This is a genomic window from Gemmobacter caeni, from assembly GCF_003054195.1.
Taxonomy (GTDB): Bacteria; Pseudomonadota; Alphaproteobacteria; order Rhodobacterales; family Rhodobacteraceae; genus Gemmobacter; species Gemmobacter caeni.
On record NZ_QBKP01000002.1, the window covers coordinates 235,804 to 255,636 of the forward strand.

23 protein-coding genes are annotated in these 19,833 nt (G+C 67.9%); 2 read left to right on the plus strand and 21 right to left on the minus strand.

The genetic code is table 11. The features are described 5' to 3' along the window. Positions 1 to 17: 17 nt before the first annotated feature. The 16 genes from C8N34_RS03970 to C8N34_RS04035 form a co-directional block, all read right to left on the minus strand. Positions 18 to 608 carry a hypothetical protein gene (locus C8N34_RS03970; RefSeq protein ID WP_108127896.1) on the minus strand — a complete coding sequence of 197 codons (591 nt, stop codon included), beginning with the start codon at positions 606 to 608 and terminating at the stop codon, positions 18 to 20. Continuing rightward, positions 605 to 1,453 carry a metallophosphoesterase gene (locus C8N34_RS03975; protein WP_108127897.1) on the minus strand — a complete coding sequence of 283 codons (849 nt, stop codon included), beginning with the start codon at positions 1,451 to 1,453 and terminating at the stop codon, positions 605 to 607. The genes C8N34_RS03970 and C8N34_RS03975 overlap by 4 nt, the downstream gene beginning before the upstream one ends. A gap of 50 nt (positions 1,454 to 1,503) precedes the next feature. Beyond that, the gene (locus C8N34_RS03980) at positions 1,504 to 2,109 is read right to left on the minus strand and encodes a hypothetical protein (protein ID WP_158640529.1); all 606 of its coding nucleotides are present in this window, start codon (positions 2,107 to 2,109) and stop codon (positions 1,504 to 1,506) included. Then, positions 2,106 to 2,540, minus strand: a complete 435-nt coding sequence (locus tag C8N34_RS26220) for a hypothetical protein (protein ID WP_158640524.1) — start codon at positions 2,538 to 2,540, stop codon at positions 2,106 to 2,108. The genes C8N34_RS03980 and C8N34_RS26220 overlap by 4 nt, the downstream gene beginning before the upstream one ends. 28 nt (positions 2,541 to 2,568) lie before the next feature. Beyond that, positions 2,569 to 2,700 carry a hypothetical protein gene (locus tag C8N34_RS27100; RefSeq protein ID WP_277878226.1) on the minus strand — a complete coding sequence of 44 codons (132 nt, stop codon included), beginning with the start codon at positions 2,698 to 2,700 and terminating at the stop codon, positions 2,569 to 2,571. Positions 2,701 to 2,800: 100 nt separating this feature from the next. Beyond that, positions 2,801 to 3,148: a hypothetical protein gene (locus C8N34_RS03985; RefSeq protein WP_108127899.1), complete on the minus strand. Its 348-nt coding sequence runs from the start codon at positions 3,146 to 3,148 to the stop codon at positions 2,801 to 2,803. Then, positions 3,138 to 3,980, minus strand: a complete 843-nt coding sequence (locus C8N34_RS03990; RefSeq protein ID WP_108127900.1) for an AIM24 family protein — start codon at positions 3,978 to 3,980, stop codon at positions 3,138 to 3,140. Before C8N34_RS03990 ends, C8N34_RS03985 begins: the two co-directional genes overlap by 11 nt. Then, on the minus strand, positions 3,971 to 4,477 hold the full coding sequence (locus tag C8N34_RS03995) for a thermonuclease family protein (protein WP_108127901.1): 507 nt from the start codon (positions 4,475 to 4,477) through the stop codon (positions 3,971 to 3,973). The genes C8N34_RS03990 and C8N34_RS03995 overlap by 10 nt, the downstream gene beginning before the upstream one ends. Next, on the minus strand, positions 4,477 to 5,115 hold the full coding sequence (locus tag C8N34_RS04000; RefSeq protein WP_108127902.1) for a hypothetical protein: 639 nt from the start codon (positions 5,113 to 5,115) through the stop codon (positions 4,477 to 4,479). Before C8N34_RS04000 ends, C8N34_RS03995 begins: the two co-directional genes overlap by 1 nt. A 58-nt stretch (positions 5,116 to 5,173) precedes the next feature. After that, positions 5,174 to 5,893 (minus strand): D-alanyl-D-alanine carboxypeptidase family protein, encoded by a 720-nt coding sequence (locus C8N34_RS04005; protein WP_108127903.1) that lies wholly within the window; start codon positions 5,891 to 5,893, stop codon positions 5,174 to 5,176. Next, positions 5,893 to 6,555 (minus strand): hypothetical protein, encoded by a 663-nt coding sequence (locus tag C8N34_RS04010; RefSeq protein ID WP_108127904.1) that lies wholly within the window; start codon positions 6,553 to 6,555, stop codon positions 5,893 to 5,895. The genes C8N34_RS04005 and C8N34_RS04010 overlap by 1 nt, the downstream gene beginning before the upstream one ends. Positions 6,556 to 6,644: 89 nt before the next feature. Further along, a complete protein-coding gene (locus C8N34_RS04015; protein ID WP_145693565.1) occupies positions 6,645 to 7,319 on the minus strand; it encodes a hypothetical protein in 675 nt (224 codons plus the stop codon). A 77-nt stretch (positions 7,320 to 7,396) separates the two neighbouring features. Continuing rightward, positions 7,397 to 7,897: a hypothetical protein gene (locus tag C8N34_RS04020; protein WP_108127906.1), complete on the minus strand. Its 501-nt coding sequence runs from the start codon at positions 7,895 to 7,897 to the stop codon at positions 7,397 to 7,399. After that, complete coding sequence (locus C8N34_RS04025; RefSeq protein WP_145693564.1) at positions 7,894 to 8,610, minus strand: hypothetical protein; 717 nt, start codon at positions 8,608 to 8,610, stop codon at positions 7,894 to 7,896. Before C8N34_RS04025 ends, C8N34_RS04020 begins: the two co-directional genes overlap by 4 nt. A 94-nt stretch (positions 8,611 to 8,704) precedes the next feature. Continuing rightward, positions 8,705 to 9,217 (minus strand): thermonuclease family protein, encoded by a 513-nt coding sequence (locus C8N34_RS04030; protein ID WP_108127908.1) that lies wholly within the window; start codon positions 9,215 to 9,217, stop codon positions 8,705 to 8,707. Further along, positions 9,189 to 9,716 carry a hypothetical protein gene (locus tag C8N34_RS04035; protein ID WP_108127909.1) on the minus strand — a complete coding sequence of 176 codons (528 nt, stop codon included), beginning with the start codon at positions 9,714 to 9,716 and terminating at the stop codon, positions 9,189 to 9,191. Before C8N34_RS04035 ends, C8N34_RS04030 begins: the two co-directional genes overlap by 29 nt. 204 nt (positions 9,717 to 9,920) lie before the next feature. Between C8N34_RS04035 and C8N34_RS04040 the strand changes: the two genes are divergently transcribed. After that, a complete protein-coding gene (locus C8N34_RS04040; RefSeq protein ID WP_158640518.1) occupies positions 9,921 to 10,496 on the plus strand; it encodes a YcbK family protein in 576 nt (191 codons plus the stop codon). A 6-nt stretch (positions 10,497 to 10,502) separates the two neighbouring features. Here C8N34_RS04040 and C8N34_RS04045 read toward each other — a convergent pair whose 3' ends face one another. Beyond that, positions 10,503 to 12,362, minus strand: a complete 1,860-nt coding sequence (locus tag C8N34_RS04045) for a DNA topoisomerase (RefSeq protein WP_108127911.1) — start codon at positions 12,360 to 12,362, stop codon at positions 10,503 to 10,505. Between the two features lie 185 nt (positions 12,363 to 12,547). On the opposite strand from C8N34_RS04045, the gene C8N34_RS04050 reads away from it, so the two are divergent. Next, complete coding sequence (locus C8N34_RS04050; RefSeq protein ID WP_158640510.1) at positions 12,548 to 14,101, plus strand: UvrD-helicase domain-containing protein; 1,554 nt, start codon at positions 12,548 to 12,550, stop codon at positions 14,099 to 14,101. A gap of 15 nt (positions 14,102 to 14,116) precedes the next feature. Here C8N34_RS04050 and C8N34_RS04055 read toward each other — a convergent pair whose 3' ends face one another. From C8N34_RS04055 to C8N34_RS04070, 4 genes are all read right to left on the minus strand, one after another. Then, positions 14,117 to 14,665, minus strand: a complete 549-nt coding sequence (locus tag C8N34_RS04055) for a hypothetical protein (RefSeq protein ID WP_108127913.1) — start codon at positions 14,663 to 14,665, stop codon at positions 14,117 to 14,119. 82 nt (positions 14,666 to 14,747) lie between these two features. Beyond that, positions 14,748 to 17,498, minus strand: a complete 2,751-nt coding sequence (locus tag C8N34_RS04060) for a coiled-coil domain-containing protein (RefSeq protein WP_108127914.1) — start codon at positions 17,496 to 17,498, stop codon at positions 14,748 to 14,750. Between the two features lie 63 nt (positions 17,499 to 17,561). Next, entirely contained in the window at positions 17,562 to 18,815 is a 1,254-nt protein-coding gene (locus C8N34_RS04065; protein ID WP_108127915.1) for a TrbI/VirB10 family protein, read from the minus strand. Positions 18,816 to 18,825: 10 nt separating this feature from the next. Beyond that, positions 18,826 to 19,830 (minus strand): DotH/IcmK family type IV secretion protein, encoded by a 1,005-nt coding sequence (locus C8N34_RS04070; protein WP_108127916.1) that lies wholly within the window; start codon positions 19,828 to 19,830, stop codon positions 18,826 to 18,828. Positions 19,831 to 19,833 lie beyond the last annotated feature (3 nt).

The following is a 19,833-nucleotide window of genomic DNA, read 5'->3' on the forward strand; positions in this document are numbered from 1 at the left end:
TCGGTTTGCGAAAAAAGTCAAAGGAAGGTCTCTATTCCGTCCTTTGTGAGGGTCTCACAGCCGTGGATAACCTCCCTCGCGAACTCCCTCATGGCGATGCCCTGGATCCGGGGCAGGGCCGCGCCGAGGGCCCGGCGGATCCGGTTCAGCTCGTCCTGAAGCCCCGTTACGATCTCTCGCGCCTCAAGCCGGGTCAGAAGGCGTATCTCCGCCGCGATGTCCCGCAGTGCGGCCCGACCCGACACCGGGAAGGCGAGATCGGAAAGCTCGAGTAGGGGGAGCCTGGGATCGCTGAGGTCCCGGTAGGGCCCCGCCAGGATCAGGCGGGCCGCCGCCTCCACCGGCTCGCCCGGGTCCGCCTGGGCGCGGAGCCATTCCACGGACCGGGCCCGACGGTCCCCGCCCGGCCCGGTCTGCACCGAATGTGTCAGGATCGCGAGGTCGAGCGGCCGGTCGTAGGGGAGGTGCAGGACACGCCCGGCCCGGTCGTAAAGCCGCAGGACCCGGTCCCAGTCATGATAGACCCGACCGAGACGACGCGCATGAGCACGTTCTGCGGCCGCCCAGATCGGCTCCGTCTGAAGCCGGGTCCACGGGGCCCCGTTCACAGGTCCCCCAAGGCGGGGACTGACCGGAACATCCCGATCCGGTAGACTGGATCATCGCCGCCCCGGAGCTCAGCCACCGCGACCTGCTCACAGCCGGCCGATCCCGCGTCCAGGTTCAGCCGCCGATGCGTGATGACCCGGTCCGCCGCCTCGAAGTAAAGGTCCGGATGGACCGGACCCATAACCGCGCTCGTATGACCGTGCAGGACCACCATCCGGCGCCCCGGGTCCCATCCCCCCTCCCAGTCCAGGAACGGAGCACGGATCCAGGCCCAGTGCTCCTTGAGGCTGGCGACCCGACCCTGGGCCAGAAACCCGGCCTGGACCGTCTCGTCCGTCGTCGGGTAGAGCCCTCCGTGTACCAGGACGAGGTCCCCGATCCGCAGATGTGATCGGGCCGCCCGGACCCGGTCCAGGAACCCGTTTGGGAGCCGTTCGCGCAACATCCGCGCCACGTCCGGCGCAGTTTTGGCCTCCGCTTTCGGGTCCAGCTCGTCGATCAGCGCCAGCCCCCCGATGTCCGCGTAGAAGTGGACCCAGGTCGGGTCCTCCACCGCGTCCAGCAGCACCAGCTCATGGTTTCCGGGCAGGAGATCCACCCGGTCGACCCCGGCCGTGTCGCGACCCGCAAGGACCGCCTCGATCGCATAAAGGTTCGCCGGCCCCCGGTCGATCAGGTCGCCGAGGCTGACGAGGCGTCTCCTCGGGGCCGCGCGCGGGGTCTCGTAGATCGCCGCGAGCGCCATCTCAAGCGCCCCGCCGCGGCCGTGCACGTCCCCGATGACGAAGATCTGCTCGTTCGGGAGACGTCCCGGAAAAGGGCGCCAGTCCGTCCACATCTGCATGATAAACCCTTTTTCGCAAGGCTAACCGGATACCCGACCCGCGGCAACCGCTAAAGGGTCAGCGCCGGCTCCGGGCGGATCCGCTCATGGACCTCCGTGAGGTCCGCGCTCCACAGGAGCGGATGCGGGGTCGTCCCCTCCAGGGAGAGGTTATGGGACTGCCGGATCACGTGGGACCGGTGTCCCGCCTCGAGACCGGCGATCGCGTTCGGGACGTGATCGTCCACCCAGTCACAGGGGGAGAAGCGGGCGAGGATCTCCCGTTTCGGCTGGCCGAGCCCGATCAGGGTCACCTCCTCGAACACGTCCCCGAACACCCCGAGAAGGTTCCTCTCACGGGACCGGACCGAGGCCCCGCCCGCATCCGCCGAGCTCAGGACATGGAGACGGTACCCCGCGTCCAGCAGCCGACGTACCCCCTCGACCGCTCCGGGCATCGGGGGGAGGGCGCCAAAACCCGTATCCTCACCGCCGTTGAAGGCGTTCACCAGGTCGCGGATCTCCGGGCCGCTCAGCCCGGTCCAGACCCTCATGTCGAAGGCGCAGGGCCCTTCCGGGCTCAGATCAAGCCCGTAGATCCGCTTGGCGAAGGTCCTGATCCCGGCGGTGTAGTTCAGCAGGACCCCGTCACAGTCAAGAAGGACGCGGCCGCTCACCGCGGACCGTCCGGGATCGACACGCTCAGGGTCCCCTCGCAAATTCCGTCCCCGTTCCGGGCCCAGAAGTCCCCGACCCGGTTCAGCGCGGCGCTCAGCGGCGCGGTCAGACCCGCCTCCTCCTCCATGCACTGCTGTGCCGCGAGCTCGAGAGTCACGAGCATGGCCGCGTTCAGCGGATGGTCCACCGGGGCCTCGCGCAGGGCTGTAAGGTCCAGCTCCGGCGGCCGGGCCCCCGCGTCAAAGGCAGGGTCAGACCCGAACCGGTCCTCGATCTCCTCGTGATGGTTCGTGAGGAAGTCGCCGACGATGTTGATCGCCTCGAGCTGTGCCGCCTCCTGGTCGAGCATGTCGTCGGATTCCGCGATCAGACGACCCATCAGTGCCGCCTCATGAACCGTCTCGAAAGCCGCAATCAGATCCGCACGCATCAGCCCGTCCTCCCCATATTCCTTGAGATCATCGGAGCCCGGTCAGGAGCGGAAGGATCCTGTCCGCCAGGGCGATATAGAGGAGCCCGTAGAGCACCGCCGTCGTCATCAGGTCACTGACCGCACCGGCCAGGTACTGCATCATGTATCTCAGGATCATCCGACCCCCTCCGTCCGTCCTGCCGTCTTTTCGGCTCTTCTAAAGGCTAAAGGGATTTGCGAAAAAAGACAACGTATATTCGAATTCGCATCTGGTCCTCCTAGAGGACCAGGGCGATCGCCCCCGTGAAGAAGAGGATCAGAAACAGGAACCCGAACAGCATCATCCCGAGCTCTCCGACCAGCCCGTCCCCCGCGATCAGGGCGAAAAAGAGAATCACCGTGAAGCTTGTCGGGACGGAAACGAGAAAGGCGCCCCGGAACCCGACCCCGTCCCGGGCCTCGCCGAGCGTGACCCCGATCAGCTCGAACAGGCTCTCCACCAGCAGGACCCCGACGAGACCGACCAGGCAGATCACCGCCAGGATCAGCCCGAAGGCGATCCGGTCCGCACCGCGTCCGGAGGGGCCCGGGCTTTCCCTGCCGGACGGGACCTGATCATCGGCCATTGGGCTGCCCGGAGCTGGTTCTGGTCCCCATCGAGCCGCCAGGGCCGGCGAGGGCGGCGAGCCCGTCCGGGGTCGCGAGCCGGTCATAGACCCCCTGGGTCGGGGCGAGCCAGACCTGTCCGGTCCCCCGGAAGGTCTGAAGGAGCCCCTCCCCGGAGACGGAGGTGGAGAGCCAGGTCTTGGCGCTCTTCTCGACGCTGAAGCTGATCTCGCCGGTCCGCAGCAGGGCGAAGTTCCCGTCCACCTGAAGCGTCTCGTCTTGAAGCTCGACGATCCGGAGCTCCGACATCGGCACCGGGGAGAACAGGACCGCAACCCCGCTCCCCTTGATCCGGGTCTGAAAGAGCCCCTCCCCGCCGAGCAGGGCGGAGGAGACGTTGCGCTGGGCGACCGCGGAGATGTCGAGCGCGCCGCTGCCCGCGTAGAACATGGACCGGTCGACGATCACCTCATCATCGTCGATCTCAACCAGCAGGAAATGCCCGAAGGTGGGCTCGAGGAACACCTCCCCGGTCCCGGAGATCTCGCTCACGAAGAAGGACTCCCCCGAGAGGACCTTGCGGGTGAGACCCCGCATGATCCCGCCCCCGGTGGAGGCGCTCATCTCGAGCCGGCCGTGCATATAGTGCAGCGCGCCCGGCTCGTTGCGGATCCGGCCCCGGTTCAGGGTGACCTGGACCGTCTTGAGACGCATACCGGCGCTCGTCAGAAAGAAGAGCTGCTCGGCGGAGCGCACGTCCGAGGAGCCTTTCAGCTCCCGTTGCTGGAGGATCCGGAAACGGGCCCCCTCGGTCACCTTCTCGTCTATCACCTCATATTGGTTCAGGTCCACCGCGTGCTCCTTTTCTCCCCGTTCGACCGGGCCCGGTGCGCCGCGGGGGAGGCGATCCCGGGTCCGGCCCAGAGGCCGGCGCGCGCCGCACGCGCGGCCCGCTCCTCAGCCGCATAATCCGTCCCGTAGGCGGCCCGCGCGTAGCCGTCGCGGACCATCCGCCGCCCGAGGTCCCCGGCGGAGCCGTGCACGCGTGCGACCCGGCGCTCATAGAGGTCCGTCCCGAGCGGCTCGATCCGGACCGGGTCGCCCCCGATCAGCCGGATCAGATAGGCGCGGGCCGCCTCCCCTCCGGCCTGCGACAGCTCCGGCGCGTCGATCCCGTGCAGCCGGATCCGGACCCGGTCCGCGACCAGCGTGTCCCCGTCGATCACGAAAGGGGCGCGCGCCTCGTAGCCGCGCGCCCCGGATCCGAGCAGGCGTCGAACGAAAAGGACGAGCGCCAGTCCCACAAAGGCGGTGACCCCGAACAGAGTGACCGGATCGCCGAGGATCATCAGGCCACCTCCTGTTCGAGGCGCCGTAGCGCCAGCTGATCGAAGAGCCCCTCGAGGCCAAGGGACTCCCCGCGCCCCACCCGGTCCCGGTTTTCGCGATACCAGAGCAGCACAGCCGCGCGACAGGCGGCCGCGTGATCGGTCCGGTCCGGGTCCGGGTCCGGCATCCGGATCCCGGCCCGCGCAAGACGCAGGCGGAGCCGGTTCTGGAACCGGTCAGACGGGTCGGGGCGGCAGTAGCCGTCCATCGCCAGGTCCAGCTCCGTGACCGAGAGCGGGTCCCGGAACGCGCCGAGACGCGGGATCGGACGGAAACGGGTCATGAAGGCGCGGCAACGTCGGCAGATCGCGCCCCCGTTGGTGTATTTCCCACGTCCCCAGAGGTGATCGCAGCGGGTGAAGCGGCGGTATTTCGCGAGGCAGTCCGCCTCCGCCGCGGTGATGCTCGCGCCCTCCCCCCGAAAGAAGCCCCCCTCCGCCGGGAAGGCCTCGAAGAAGGCGGTCCCGTAGGCGCCCCCGTCCGCCCTGAGGACGAGACCGGACCCGCCCCACTGGACATGACAGTCCTGAGGCCAGTCCGGGGAGGGGGTGTGACCTTCGGAACGGTAGGTACGGTTATGCGAGGCGATGATCGGCACGGCACGAATCCCTTTAGGAAAACATTTTTCGCACAGCGCGCGCCGCTACTCAAGGGCCTCAGTCGGCCGAGATGTCCCCTCCGACCCCCCAGGGCATCAGCCCGACCATCGGGAGGTCGCGCAGGATCTCCTGACAGGAGGAGCTGCCAGGGCTCATGGTGCCGTAGTTCGGAACCCCGTCCTGTCCGGGCGGCGGGGCCGGGAGGGGTCCGGACCCGCGGGCGCCGGCGACCATCTGGTTGCGCCGCTCCCGCCCCCCGATCGGCTCCACATGCCACCCCTCGTTGGAGAGGGGGCGCACCAGCCCGAACCGGGCCAGGTTCGCCGTCATCCAGTTCGAGATCGGCTGCCCGTATTCGATCCGGCCCCCGTTATGGCGAAGATCGACCGCGAGGCCGAAGTTGTGCATGGAGGCGCCGGGCGGGGCGACCCAGCGGCGGGCCTCCCGCTCTGAGCCGTAGCGTGCCAGGGCCGCCTCATAGAGCTGGCGCTGCCTCTCGATCGACCGGTAGCCGGAATAGATCACCATCGAGCCGCCGAACTCCCGGTTCGCGGCCGCGATCAGGCCGGCAACCTGGTCCCGGAAGACCGGATCGAGCCCGTCGATCCCCTCCGGGCTCGAGGTGTGGCCGTAAAGCGAGGCGTCCCCAGGGGTTCCGGACGGCGGGGAGTAGCTCGACGGGGTCACGAACTCGCAGGCGGACGCCGCGCGGGGTCCGATAAGGAACGGGGAGATCAGCGCCGCGGTCCCCAGCAGGAAATGCCGTCTCGTCCGCATCACAGCACCCCCTCGGGCAAAAGGCTGATCTGAAACCCGAATCGGTCCTGTCCGATCACGGTGAAGCCGTCCCGGTTGCGGAATACCCAGGGGTGGGCCGCGCTCCGTCCGCTCAGAAGCGGACGATGGTCATGGGTGGTGATCAGGAAAAGGGCCGTGTCAGTCTCCTCATCCATGAAGGCGAAGCCGGACCCGGCCAGGACCCGGTGCGGATGGCGAGCGCCGGTGAGGTCCGCCGTGATGACCTGGACGTTCTCACGAAAGATCCCGGTCGCCCCGGCCGCGTCCAGCGCGTCCCGGTCCTCTGCGGTCCCCATCTGCATGAACTGGGTGCGGGCGCTCAGAAGGTCCCCGTAAGGGATCATCCCGAACCGCTCGCTCAGATGCCACAGCCCCCCGTCGGAGACGATCACAGCGCGCCCGTCCGCGGCGTTGCGGACCGTAATATCGACCCCGGCGCAAGAATGGATGACCCGCCCCCCCCGGATGACCCGCCACTCGCGAAACGGTCCCCGGCCGGGCAGGGCCATGTCGTCGATCTCCACCCGCTCGAGGACCCCGTCGCCGTCAAGGTCCGTCTCGATCGTCTGCATGGTGGAGGCGGCGCCCGCATCGGACGGGGGCGAGAGCGGGGTCGAGATGGTCAGGATCTCTGGGGACATCAGGGGGCTCCCGTCAGGACGTCCCGGAGCGGGACAGATGCTCCCTATAATTACGAAAGAAGCACAATTTTCGCAAGCTGAAACCGAGATCAGCCCGGGACCGGCTCCGAATCCGAGGGGAGGGCGTACGGGGGGGGCGGGAGCGGCTGACGCAGCTCCGGGGTCCAGTAGGGGAGCGGGTCCGTAACCCCCCGCGCCCGCGCCGTGGTGAGGATCCGGTCCGCAAACCAGTCCGTCTTCCGGGTCGGCTCCGGAACGGAGACCGGCGCTGCCCGGGTGAGGGCGATCTCCAGGATGTTCCCGTTGCTCGGCTCCTGAGCGATGACCTCCGTCGCGAAGACCTGGTCCGCCTGAGACCCGGTCGGGTCGAAGCGCGACCGGACCGCGGCGCCGATCCGACCGAAATCGGACTTCGACCAGCACAGCCCGGCGACGCGGCGCAGCTCCGCCGCGCTCATCCGACAGATCCGACCGTCTCCGAGCTCGTCCTTTGACCTGATCAGCGGGGTCGGGCTGTCGGCGCTCAGCCGCGCCGCGATCTCCGGCATCACGTGCTGGGTCAGCATCATCTCATATCCGGTGACCGGCGCCTCCGTATAGGCGGGAGAGAACCCCATCACGCTCAGCTCTCGCCGCGCGGTCCGTGCAAGATCAAGCACGGCGCGCGCAAGCTCCTCATCCGGGATCCGCAGCGCGATCCGGATCACCAGGTCATGCGCGTGCAGCCGCCTGATCGCCTCATCCGTGACCCTGAACTGCCCCATAAGCCCCTCCGACCCTGCCGGCAGACGGTATCCTCCCCCCTTGAAAAGGGAAAACATCTTCTTTTTTCGTTTGCCGATCAGACCCAGCGGTCGTCGAAATACTCCCGGATCCCGCCGAAGCGGCGGTTCCGGATCTGCCAGGCCGCGAAGTCATGCCGCAGGCCGATCGTGAGGAACAGGAGGGAGAAGAGCCCGAAGATCAGGCCGGAGACGGAGATGAGCCAGTCCTCCGTCAGGAACGGAATCGCAGAACCCGCAAAAAGGGCGATCAGGCTCACCAGCGTCATCATCCGGAACTGCGCGATCCGCATGCGTTCCATCGCCAGAAGATCCGCCTCCGACAGGCCCCGTTCCGCGGCCATCGTCGCGAAACGGGCCCGGCCCCCGTCCTGATAGCGGCCGCGGATCGCGCCCCGCACCTCGTCGCGGCTGACCCGGTCAACCTGGAGGACCGACTTCGCATCACTGATGCCGCCGGTCAGCGCGTCCCGCCCGACCCGGTTGATGAACGGGTTCCCGACCCGGCGTCCGAAATAGGAGGTGATCCGGGAGGCCCGGCTCGGCTTCTCCCCGCTCATTGCAGGGTCTCGACGATGAAGCCGGTCCCGGTCACGCTGACGACCCGCAGCACGATCTCCCCGTCCACGACGTCCTGGTAAAGCCAAGGCCGCTCGATCGAGGCCCCGCTCAGCGCGATGGTCTCGTCCGGCGCGATCAGGTGAAAGGCCTGAGCCCCGCCCAGATCCGTATTCGTCAGGACCGCAACACGCCAGACCTCCCCGTCGAGATAGGGGTCCGCCTCATGAACCTGAACGTCCATCGCACGGTGCGTCCCGTCGGTGAGCCGGTTGAGAAGTCGCGCCTCCGAGGCGTGCGCGGTGCGCGGCGCCCCCATCGTGGCGAGAAGGTCATGATAGGGGGTCAGGCCGGCACCGTCCCAGGCCAGGATCACCCCGTCGGACCGGATCACATGACCGTCCGGATAGGTCTCGACGAGCTCGGCGCGCGCGCCCGAACCGCTGGCCAGGACCCCCCAGAGGCCGGACCCGTCCGAACCGATCAGATGCCAGTCGCAGGCGCCCGTCTCGCAGCCCGTCTCGGTGAGAGCGAGAGCCTCTTCGACCCCGTCCCGGTCGAGATCCCCGTAGAGAACCTCGCGCACCGGGGTCTGCGCGGCGATCTCGTCGATCGCGAGGTCGAGGCTCGGCGCCCCCTGCGCCTGGGCGAGGCCGGCCGCGCCCGAGATGAGCGGGAGAAGAAGGCAGGCAAGAAGGCGGGATCTGACGGACATGTGGCGCTCCGGATTTTCGCAAATCATAAGCGCGGGGCGCGAGATGCGCAAACGGATCATACAGGCCGGGGAGGGTTTTTCCCCAAAAGACCGATCATAGCCGCGGGAAGGGGGACGTCTCGTAGGGTCTGAGCGGTGGCAGAGGTTCATGAATGAACCGCTGTGCGACCCCTCGCGCGATCATGACCCGCTCAAGACTGACCGCCTCCTCGAGACCAGCGTCCCGGGTCGGCAGCACGCAGATGTCGCACAAAAGACGACCGTGGGGGTCATAGCGGTTCTGATGGGAGACGATCAGGTCACGCCCGCGCACGAAACCGACCAGGGTTTCGCGGGCACGATGCCCCGGACAATCCCGGTTCGGGTCGACGCCGAGGGCCAGGAGGGAGGCGTCAGACCAGGAACTTCTGCGCAACTCCGGCGCGGCCATCGAGCGGAAACGCAGGCGGGCCGCCACCATCGGTCGGCCCAGGGCGTCACTCCGGCCACTCATCAGTTTGATGGTGTCCCCGTCCACCACCCGATACGCAAAGGACGGGACCCGGAAGGCCCCGTCCGGCACGTTGAAGGCTGCCAGATCAGCCGAGGTCAGGGCCCGAATGCGCATCGGGTGCCGGGCGGATCTTTGACAGATAGGACATCGCAAGAACGGAGGGCACATATCCGAGCCCGTTCTCCACGAAGGCGGGCACCTTCGGGGCGGAGATGTCCCCGTCCGGCCCGGTCATGCTTTGCAGGTCCCCCTCCCCGATGGCGACATCGAGGCCGTGCTCAAAGGCGAGGTCGCGGACCCGCTCGATGAAGTCGGGGTAGGCGTCCACGTTCACGTAGAGGCTGAGGTGACGTTCGGACCCGATGAAGAACGCATCCGGACTGCCCCGGATCTCCCCCTCCGCGTCGCGGCGGCTGAACTCAAGCCCTTCGGTGACCCGCTCCGGGAGCAGACGCAGCTGGTCCGCGCCGAGAACGGCGAAGATCACGTCTCCTCCCTCCGCCTTGACCCCGTCGTAACGGATCAGGATCGTCCGATCCAGATCAAGCCCGGCCGGCAAGGGCGGCGGGAACTGATGTGCCCAGGCGAGTGGGCTCTTTGTCGGCTGGACCATGTCCGTACCTCCTGTCTCTCTTCGCCTCAAATCTGAACGTGACCCGTGAAAACGCCAAGACATTCCGATCGGATATCTTTAAGGAAATCCACGAAAAACTGAATCATCCACATTTTTCGCAATGGCGGACCGCCTCCGGGATGGTATGATCATGACGTCCTTTTCCTGATCCGGGGTGTCCCCATGCTCTCCAGAAGACAGGTCGTGTTCGGCTCCGTCGCCGCGGCCGCCGCCTCCGCAATCGGTCTTCCGGCCTTCGGTGAGATCGGCCCGGAAACGGCCCCCAGTCGCCCGACCTCCCGGCTCGACCAGCTCGTCTCCGCCATCCGGCCGGAGCTGCGCATGTTCAACGCGAACACGAACGAGCGGATGAGCGCGCGCTTCTACGGACCGACCGGCTACGATCCGGTCGAGATCCGCCGCATCAACTGGTTCATGCGGGACTGGCGCGAGTCCGAGATGAAACAGGTCGACGTCCGCCTCCTATGGGCCCTCGCCGCCATCCGGCAGGCGGCGATGAAGGACGGGCATGACGGCGAGGTCCGATTCCTGTCCGGGTATCGGAGCCGCAAGACGAATGACCTGCTCCGACGGCTCGGGTACGGGGCCGCGGAGGACTCGCTGCATATCAGCGCCAGGGCCAACGACTTCTCTCTGCCCGGGGTCCCGATGTGGCAGGTGGCCGAGTACGCCCGCTGGCTCGAGGTCGGCGGGGTCGGTCACTACCCGGGAAGCTTCGTTCATATCGACTCCGGTCAGATCCGCCACTGGGAGGGCTGATCCGGATCAGAACATCAGGTCGGCGAGCTCCGTTTCCGGATCCCCGACCGGGTCCTCCGGTGGCCCCCCCTCCCCGAGAAGGGCGCTGACCGGTTCCGTCTCCGGGTTCGGCAGGAGGGCACCGGTCCCGAACGGGTCCGCCTCGCTGGGACGCGCCTCGGAGACGCGAACCAGATGGTCAATGAGCGGCGCCCGAAAACTGTCCGGCGCCGCGGCCATCCAGGTGTCGATCCGCAGGCGGATCAGGCGGGTGATGTCGATCAGGTCCCCTTCGGCGCCGGACGCGGAGGAGAGGGCCCGCTCGATCGCCCGGCAGGTCTCCGGCAGGAGCGCCTCCTTCGGGACGCGGCGGATCACCCGGACCCCCTCCGGCGACAGCTCGGGGAGCGCCCCCGGGGAGGGGAGACGCAGCTGGCCGGACCCGGCGATCGCCTCCGCGTGGACCGCCCAGGTGGACGGACGGCCCAGCCCCTCGATCATCATCCCGTCGATCAGAACGGCCGGGAGGGGCCAGGACCGGAAGCCGGTGCTCATCATGTTCGCCCAAGGGGCTGCCGGGCCGACCGGTCGGAGCCAGTCCAGCCCCTCCAGCGCGTCCACCTCTTCCGGGGTCAGATCCGACCCCTCACGATTATGCCAGACCCCGGGCATCAGCTCGATCGACCGGGCCGCATCAAAGGCGCGGCGGGCGACGAGGGCCACCATAAGGTCTTCAACCTCCTCCTCGGAGTTGAGATTGATCGTCCCGTAGGCGCGGCGGACAACCCCCTTCAGGCGGACCAGATCCGCCTGGAGGAGTTCGGGGGTCGGGTAGAGCGCCTCGTGGGTGGTGGCCTGACCCGGCTCGGGAAGATGACGCTCCGCCAGACGCTCCGAGACCCCGACGACCCCGCAGGCCCGCGCCGCCTGAACGACGCTCGCGCAGGCGGGGGCGGAGAGGTGGCGTCCGTCGGTCCGGGGATAGGAGATCCGTCCCGCCATATAGGCCCCTTGGAGACCGCGCATCGCGACCCGGGGCGGGACGCCGTAGAAGCGGGACGCGTAGGCGAGCGCGTCCCCGGTATTGAAGGGGCGAACGTCCCCGATCCGGGGTGCGACCGCTGCGCTGAGGGAGGCCATCGGGGAGACGTGACCGGGGATCAGATGTCCACGATACCGCTCCGCCACGGACCGCAGCGCCTCCGGAACGGTGCCGTTGAGCGGGAGATGGGCCGTGAAGGGGAGCCCCATCGGGTCGGACCGGGCCGTGAAGGTGATCTCCCCGGTCTCCGGGATCCCCCGCGTCAGGGACGGGTCCCTGCGCCACAGGAGCGCCGCCCCGAGCATGGCCGCGCGCACCCGGCCGCAGCCGGTCCCGGCGAGTTCGGTGAAGGCGGAACCGATCCATCGGTCAGAGATCGCCCTCGCCCTTCCGGGGACGGCGCGTTGGAAGAGGTCCGTGATGCCCGGATCCGAAGTCGCGGCGGCGATCGCCGCCTCGATCGCCGAGACGGTCACCGCACGGGCCCGGACGCGTCTCACCCGGGAGATGAGGGTGCGGTCATGGCTGATCAGGACCCGCAACGCGTCGAGCGCGATCACGTCCCCCTCCGGATCGTCATCCGTGGCGATCAGGATCTCCGCGGAGACGGGCAGGGCGTCGAGCGCGGCCTCGATCCGACGGACGATGACCGGGTTCGCGACCCGCCCCTCCTCCACCGCCCGACCGTTCTCGAAGCGGACCCCGAACGGGGAGAGCCGGTCCGGAAACCGGGACATGTGACCGCGCGTGGTCACGATCGTCGCGGCAATGTCCATCGCCCGGGCCGCGCGCTCCCACGCGCGGACCTTGCCTGGCGCCTCGATGATGATCAGTGCCCGCCTCATGCTCGATATCCTTTTTCACATCATGGGGGGTGAGACTGAAAAACGGTAGAGGAAACCGAAACATATCCCCCGCTGCGCGCGGAATCCCCGAAAGAAGACGGTCACCAGGTTGTGCACGCTGGAAAGCGGTTATCTTTTTCGCAGACCCGGCCTAATGTCGCCCCTGACAGATCATGGGGGAACGGATGAAGCCGACACAGGAACAGGACCGGATCGGGGATCGCGCCTCCCGGCTCGGACCGGGGCAGACCCTGAAGGTGATCGCCTTCGCCGGATCCGGGAAGACGACGACGCTGACCCTCTGTGCCAAGAGACGGTCAGATCGGGGAATGTATCTCGCCTTCAACAAGGCGATCGCCGACGAGGCGAAGGTGCGGCTCGGCCGGACGAAATGCGGTGCGAGCACCATGCACGGTCTCGCCTACGGGGTGATGCGGGAGATCATGGGGGAGCCGGCGCGGGTGAACGCCCGCAGCCTGATGGAGACGGACCTGCTTGAGCGGCATCGCCCGCCGATGATCAAGGGGTGGGGGTCCTACCGGGTCGCGGCCGCGGTCTGCCGGACCATGGTCGCCTTCGCGAACTCCGCCGATACGGAGATCGGACCCTCCCACGCGCTGGAGGCGCTGATCGACTCCGTCGGGGACCCGGATTTCCTGGCCGGGGACGAGGCCCGGATGAAGGCGGAGGAGGCGATCCGCTTCCTCACCACCCCGCTCGTCGAGATCGCCACCAGCTACTGGCTGCGCTGCATCGAGGAGGGGTCCTACTCGCATGACATGTATCTCAAGATGCTCGATCTCGATGACGGGATCCGGCAGGACGCCTTCGGCCGCTTCCGTTATCTGATGATCGACGAGGCGCAGGACATCAACCCGGTCCAGCGTTCGATCATCTTCAAGACCGGCCTCCCGATCATCGCGGTGGGGGACCCCTATCAGCAGATCTACTCCTGGCGCGGGGCGGAGAACGCGCTCCGGCTGATGACGGGGGAGGAGCTCTACCTCACCCAGTCCTTCCGGTTCGGGGAGGAGATCGCGGAGATCGCGCGGCTCACCCTGAGCGCCCGGCCGGACGGCGGCCCCGCGCAACGGCTCACCGGGCTCGGGCCCGGGGACACCGCGGAGCACAAGGGGCCGAAAGGGGCGATCATCTGCCGGACGAATATCGGGATGCTCGATGAGGCGATCAAATGCCTCAACGCCGGGCACCCGGTCCATGTCGACAAGATGGAGGATCTCCTGGCCGACACCCGTTCCGCGCAGGCCCTCTTCGAGGGGAGGACGGAGGACGTGACCTCCCCGGAGATCCGCCAGTTCGACAACTGGGAGCAGCTGGAGCTGGCCGCGGAGGAGGGGGACCCGAGCCTCAACAAGCTCGTGAAGCTGGTTCTGGGGCGGCGCACCCCCGAGGTGGAACGTCTCGGAAAACTCCACCAGAAGAGCCCCGACGAGGCCCGGCTGATGGTCTGCACCGGGCATCGCTCGAAGGGGCTCGAGTTCCCGGCCGTCATGATGGGCGATGACTGGGCGGACGTGGACCGGCTAAGAAAGCGCCATCAGACCGCGCTGGGCAAGTCCGAGAAGCACGTCACCGCGGCCAATGAGGAGTTCAACCTCCTCTATGTCGGCTTCACCCGAGCGATGACGCGGCTGCGCGGCCATCAGCGGCTGCTGTTCCCGGAGCCGGATCAGGCGCCGGAGACCCGCGAGGAGGAGCGGGACGCGCGTCCGGTCTGACCGGCGCCGTCCCGGTCAGGGGACGGTCCCGGAGGTGCTGATCAGGCTCTCCATCACCCCCACGAAGATCGGGAAGTTGGTGGCCAGCGCCCCCGCGATCACGAAGGTGAGCCCGGGCCCGAAGGTCCTCGGCCCCTGGGCGCTCTGCGCCGAGAGGTTCAGAAGATAGAGTCCGCGCGCGATCGCGATCAGCCCGATGAACTGCACGATCGCCGTGATCCCGATGATCAGCGTGCGGGCCTCCGCCCCGTCCATGATCCCGATCGTGGCGGGGGCGTAGGCGAAGATGCTGTCCGCGGACGGGGGGGTGCTGAGCGCGAAGATCGTCTGGCTCAGCGTGTCGACGAGTCCCGGGAGCGCGATGAAGAAGACCCCGGTCATGAAGGTCATCATCGGCCCGGCCCAGCTCCCCTGGCCCGGCCCCATCTCCTGGCGTTTCGCCGCGGCGAGGAGCCCCTTGATCCCGAAGATCACCCCGAGCACGAAACAGATCACCCCGAAGAGCGCCGTGAACTCGGTCAGGAAGCCGGTCACCCGGATCACGATCTGAAGAAGGTCAGCCATTCCGGTTCACTCCGAAAAGAAAGGGCCGCCGCCGTTTTTTCACCTATCGCGACGGCGGCCCGGATTGCATGAACGGCCCTTGTCAGTCCGCGGTCGGGATCAGGACGGACCCGTTCTCCATCACGACGAGCCGTTGTCCGTCACTCGCCGGCAGAACGTCCAGAACGTAACCGTAGCCCTCGATGAAATCGTCCTTCTTGACGTTCGCAGGGACCCGCCCTGCCGCGTCAGAGCTGATCCGGAACCCGCCCTGCTGAGTGCGGAACACCGTGTTCGCCCCGCCCGCCTCATCGGCACGTGCGGGGGCGGTCCGGACCTCTGAGGTCGCGGAGGAGGCGTTCGGCGCGCGGAGCGCGTCCACCCCCTCGATCGACATCCGGGCCAGGATGGACATGTTCGCGGTCAGGGCCTGGATCCGGGATTCAAGATCCGCCAGGGCCCGGTTCACCGCGTCCCGGTCCGCCGGGTTCTGCCCCTCGACCTTCCCGATCCGTGCGGAGACGTCCAGAAGGACGATCTGGGTCTGTTCGAGGGACTCCTCCATCTGGCCGACCTGTGCGAGGATCGCGCTCTGGCCGCGGATCATCCGCTCCATCCGGTCGATCCGCTCCGCCTGCTCGCTGTTGCGCTGCATCACCCCGGTGATCTGATCGGTCAGGCCGGTCAGCTCGGAGGAGGCCGCCTCGGCTCGCTCAAGGGTGGTGGCCAGGCGGGTCTCAAGCTCGCTGAGGCGGGTCTCAAGGACACGGACCTGCTCCGAGGAGGCGCCGCTCGCCGTTTCCGGACGTCCGATCTCCCGCATCAGCTCCGCGATCTCCGAGGGGACCCCGGCCACAGCCGGATCCGTCAGTACGGCCGTCTCAGGCGCCACCACCTCTTCCGGCGCCCCCGTCTCTACGATGACCGGAGCGGACGGGTTCGTGATCGGCAGATCCCCCGCCAGGACGGTAGTGTCCGGCGCCTGCGCCGGGTCGGGACTGACCCCCTCTGCGAGGTCGTTCACCGGCTCGACCGGGTTTGCGGTCACGAGGTTCGGATCCTCTGAGGACCCGTCAGCCCCGGTCTGCGCCGTCTCCGGACCGGTTTCCGGGGCCTGGTCGGATGCGGGCCCGAAGGGGATCCCGGTCTCCGTCGTAGCCGGGACGAAATCAGCCACCGGCGGCAGGCGGCTCCCCTGATCCAGGGGCGCGCGTGCGATCACGCTCGAGCCGGTCGGGCCCGGCGCGGAAAGGGTCAGGAAGCCGCCGATCCCGACCGCCAGGAGGGCAGCGGCCGCGACTCCGAGCAGGAGACGCTTGCGGCCGCGGCGCGCGGGAGCCTCCTCTGAGGTCTCCTCAGGGGCGGTGTCGGGGAGGGGCGCCTCCTCCGCGTCAGGCAACTCGACGTCGCGCACCTCCGCGATCGGCTCCGCGTCCCTCGTCATGTCGGTCTCCTCGGTTTCGGGACGATCCCAGTCGTCGTTCCAGGAGGTGTCGGATACGCGTCCGTCAGCCACCACCACCGGATCCGAGATCACCTCATTCCAGCTCAAGGTCGCCGGGTCGGCGGGCGAATCAGGTTTGCGCGCGTCGCTCAGGTCCCCGAGACGGGGGCCCGCGCCTGGACGCAGGAAGGCCGGAATGCCCGACCAGTTCCTGGCGGCCTTTTCGGGCGCATCCTCAGGGTCGGTCGCCGTCGTCGCAGCCTGCGGCGCCGCCTCCTCATCCGGCAGATCTGTCAGGATCCGGTCCTCCGTCTCGGGGACCTCCTCCCGGGGCGGGGCGGCGGCCTCCTCGGGACGTGCGCCCCCCCAGTTCAAATCCGCCATCAGCGCGTCGAGCACGGACTCCTCGGAACGCGGGGTCGCCACACGACGCGGCGCCACCGGGGGGTCCCAGTCCTGGACCTCATCCGAAACGGCATCCGTCTCCTCAAGGAGCGGGAGATCGAGATCGCTCTTCAGCTCTTGCGCAGGATCACCTGCCGCCGAAAAATCCTCCTCAGGGAAGAGCCCGCCCATCCCGGTCGGATCCCCGAAGGGAGTCGGCTCGGGGAGCGCGTGGTCATAGCCCGCACCGGCACCGGCGGTCTCCTCCTCCGGATCGGCATCAAGCGCGTCCTGATCGAAGGCGTCAAACGGGTCCGTCTCCGCCGCCGCGGCCGTTTCGGGCAGGTCGTCAGGGTCCTCATCCGGGTCAAACAGGTCCGGATCGAAGTCCCGCATATCCTCGAGCGGGTCATAGGCGTCCGCCTTCGCGGTGGTGACGGTTTCCGGGAGGTCCGGACCGTCCTCGTCAGACCCTGCGGCGCCGTAGATCTCCTCTTCCAGGCCCGGATCATCGTAGAAGCCCGCATCAAGCTCCGAGACGCCATCCGTCGTCCGGGCCAGAATGTCGGCGATCGGGGAGATCGGGGCGCTCGTGATCTCCAGACCGTCCTCGGAACGGGCGTCCAGATCGAGAAGGCTCAACGGCCGCTCGTCCGGACCCGTCTCCGGCGCGACCTCCTCACTGTCGAGACGGTCCAGGATCCGGTCAAGCCCGTCAGCCGCGTCCAGATCCTCCTGATCGACCGGATCTGGATCGGAACTGTCGGTCTCGGAGAGGATCGCCTCCTCCTGCGGGGCCGCGGCGGTCTCCGCCGCAGCGGTCCCCTGCCGCTCTTCCTCCGGGACCTCCTCCGCGCCGAGGCCGAACGGGAACGGGTCCTCGTCCGAGCTGTCGGTGAAGGCGCCCCCGACGAAGGCGTCGAGTTTCGCGATCGCGGTGTCCAGCCCGGCTCCGGTGAACAGATCCACCTTGCCGATCAGCTTCGGGTCATTCGGCGTTCCGAGAAGGATCGGTTGATCGCTCATGACCCCTCCCGTTCTCCTTTGATCATTGCTCATGTTTCCCCCTGAAATATCAAGCAATTACGGTTATCTGGTGACAGGTTCGACAAACATCACGCCGATCGGCCAGCCGGACCGGAGGATCACCTCGGGTCCTTTCGGGGCATTGCGCACGAGGTCCTGGCCGACCGCGTCGCTCGCCGCGGCGACCCCCGCGAAGAGGTTCTGGCGCGCGTCCGACGGCTCGGTCACGACGGAGTTCCCGTCCCCGAGGCTCACCACCTGCTGGCTCGGCTGTGCGGCCGAGGCCGCGTAGCCGGTGATGAAGGCGGCGGCGAGGATCGGCGCGTAGCGGCTGATGTAGCGACGGTTCACATCGCTCGCGACCGCGGTCTCCGCGCTGACTCCGTCCACCGCGAAGGCGGCGACCGGGACGCTGGTCCCGTCGGGAAGGGTCATGGAGCTGAACTCGACGACCATCTTGTCCACGCTCTCCGCGGTCGAGAAGCGACCGACCAGTCGGCTCCCCTTGAAGGGTCCGGTGGTCACCTCGACCAGAACCGGGCCCGGAAGATCGGAGCTCGAACTGGTCAGGGTCTCGGCGTAGAGGATGGCTCCGGCCGCGATCACCTGCTCCGCGGCGGGCTCCGCGGGCTCGGAATCGCCGGACCCGCCACGCGCCAGGGAGGTCTCCTCCAGCTGCGGCGGCGGCTGATCCTGAACCTCCATGAACCCGGTCTCCGTCATGGCCTTGGTGATCGCTCCCATCTGCTGGATCATCGCCTGAGAGTAGGGGTTCTGCTGGTTCTGCGGCGCTGTCGTCTCGATCCGGGGACGTGAGACGGTCGAGCCCGGGGCCGGGATCGCGCGCTGCTCGATCACGCGCGGCTCGATCCGCCGCTGCTCCGTCGTCTGCGACGGGGGCGCGGCGATCAGGCTCGGATCCGTTTCGGGGGCCTCACCGGCGTCGGCACGGTCGAACCGGTTGAGCGGCTCAAGCTGACCCTCTGGGACCGGGATGAAGGTCTCCCCCCGGTTCAGCGCGTCATCCGCGCGCTGGTCGTTGGCCTGTTCCAGAAGCTCCCGGAACCGGGGGTTCTCGGCCTGGACCGCACCGCCGGGGGTGGCGTTCAGGTTGGGCGCGCTGCGCATGGCAGATTCCGGATCCACCGCGCTCCCGGACAGGAAGAAGGAGGCGCCGAGGATCGTGAAGACCCCGCCTACGAGGATCCCGAGTTTCAGCCCCGGAGACATCCCCTTTTTCGCACGCTGATCCGCGAAGCTCTGCGGCTCCGCCTCCGGGATGTCGATCTGATCATCCGGGGTGTTGGTGTCGCTCATCGCATCCCCCTCAAGGAAGTTTCAGTTCTGCACGCACGATCCGCCCGTCCACGCTGAACAGGGCGACCGAGGCGGGCTGGATCCGGTAGACCCGGACCCCGTCCGGTCCGGACATGGACTCCGTCCAGGACGGGGAGAGGAGCGCGTGTCGCGATCTCACGTAAACACCCCCGTCATGTAGCCAGGCGCGGGCGTCCACCCCCTCAACCGGAACCCGGACCGCGCTGGGCGGGATGTCGACCCCGGACAGGGTGGCGAGCAGGAGGGAGTTCCCCGCCTCCTCAACCGTGCGCGAGGAGGGGCTGACGGCGTTGTTCAGTTCCGCGTTCGGACCGACACGCATTACCTGGATGTCATGCCGATAGTTCACCTGGGATTCCGAGATCCGGATCCGCAGCGTGACCGGCTTGTCCTCCCCCTGGAGAAGCGCCACGATGTTGGTGTGACCGATCCGCTTTTGCGGGCTGATCGTGAGGTTGTTCGAGTTCTCCCCGAGACGGACGGTCCGGAAGCTCTGACCGTCCCCGACCACAAACTGGTTGATCGGCCAGGCGGCCCCGGTCGCGTCATAAAAGCCGATCACGGAGGCGACGGAGGGGGAGACGTAGATGACCGGGGAGGCCTCTCCGGGCTCGAGTGAGACCAGGCCGGTGGTGTTGAGAACCTCCGGTTCGGGACGATCGAGGATCGCGCGCTGCTGTTCCTCATAGATCTGACGGTAGCGCAGGATCATCTCCGGTGTCATCGGAAAGATCTGCTCGATCGACTCGTTGAACCCCTCGATGCGCAGCGGGCTCATCTCCCGGTTGGTCGACAGCGGGTCCGACAGGGCCGGCGCTTCAGCGCCGGCCCCGGGACCCGACCCCGTGGCGGGGGGAGCGCCAGAGGGGGCCGGATTGCGTTCCGTCTGGGTCTCATAGCGGGACAGGATGTCCTGCTGAGACAGTGACGGCAAAGCGGTGGTAAGCAGCAGGAGGGCGGCGAGCCCGGATGCGATGGCGGGTCTTTTCTGCATGAT

Coding starts and splice junctions, on each gene's coding strand:
- C8N34_RS03975 (WP_108127897.1), bottom strand. CDS start 1,453: ATGCAGATGTGGACGGACTGGCGCCCTTTTCCGGGACGTCTCCCGAAC.
- C8N34_RS26220 (WP_158640524.1), bottom strand. CDS start 2,540: ATGCGTGCGGATCTGATTGCGGCTTTCGAGACGGTTCATGAGGCGGCA.
- C8N34_RS27100 (WP_277878226.1), bottom strand. CDS start 2,700: ATGATCCTGAGATACATGATGCAGTACCTGGCCGGTGCGGTCAGTGAC.
- C8N34_RS03985 (WP_108127899.1), bottom strand. CDS start 3,148: ATGGCCGATGATCAGGTCCCGTCCGGCAGGGAAAGCCCGGGCCCCTCC.
- C8N34_RS03995 (WP_108127901.1), bottom strand. CDS start 4,477: ATGATCCTCGGCGATCCGGTCACTCTGTTCGGGGTCACCGCCTTTGTG.
- C8N34_RS04005 (WP_108127903.1), bottom strand. CDS start 5,893: ATGCGGACGAGACGGCATTTCCTGCTGGGGACCGCGGCGCTGATCTCC.
- C8N34_RS04010 (WP_108127904.1), bottom strand. CDS start 6,555: ATGTCCCCAGAGATCCTGACCATCTCGACCCCGCTCTCGCCCCCGTCC.
- C8N34_RS04015 (WP_145693565.1), bottom strand. CDS start 7,319: ATGGGGCAGTTCAGGGTCACGGATGAGGCGATCAGGCGGCTGCACGCG.
- C8N34_RS04020 (WP_108127906.1), bottom strand. CDS start 7,897: ATGAGCGGGGAGAAGCCGAGCCGGGCCTCCCGGATCACCTCCTATTTC.
- C8N34_RS04025 (WP_145693564.1), bottom strand. CDS start 8,610: ATGTCCGTCAGATCCCGCCTTCTTGCCTGCCTTCTTCTCCCGCTCATC.
- C8N34_RS04030 (WP_108127908.1), bottom strand. CDS start 9,217: ATGCGCATTCGGGCCCTGACCTCGGCTGATCTGGCAGCCTTCAACGTG.
- C8N34_RS04035 (WP_108127909.1), bottom strand. CDS start 9,716: ATGGTCCAGCCGACAAAGAGCCCACTCGCCTGGGCACATCAGTTCCCG.
- C8N34_RS04045 (WP_108127911.1), bottom strand. CDS start 12,362: ATGAGGCGGGCACTGATCATCATCGAGGCGCCAGGCAAGGTCCGCGCG.
- C8N34_RS04050 (WP_158640510.1), top strand. CDS start 12,548: ATGAAGCCGACACAGGAACAGGACCGGATCGGGGATCGCGCCTCCCGG.
- C8N34_RS04055 (WP_108127913.1), bottom strand. CDS start 14,665: ATGGCTGACCTTCTTCAGATCGTGATCCGGGTGACCGGCTTCCTGACC.
- C8N34_RS04060 (WP_108127914.1), bottom strand. CDS start 17,498: ATGAGCGATCAACCGATCCTTCTCGGAACGCCGAATGACCCGAAGCTG.
- C8N34_RS04065 (WP_108127915.1), bottom strand. CDS start 18,815: ATGAGCGACACCAACACCCCGGATGATCAGATCGACATCCCGGAGGCG.
- C8N34_RS04070 (WP_108127916.1), bottom strand. CDS start 19,830: ATGCAGAAAAGACCCGCCATCGCATCCGGGCTCGCCGCCCTCCTGCTG.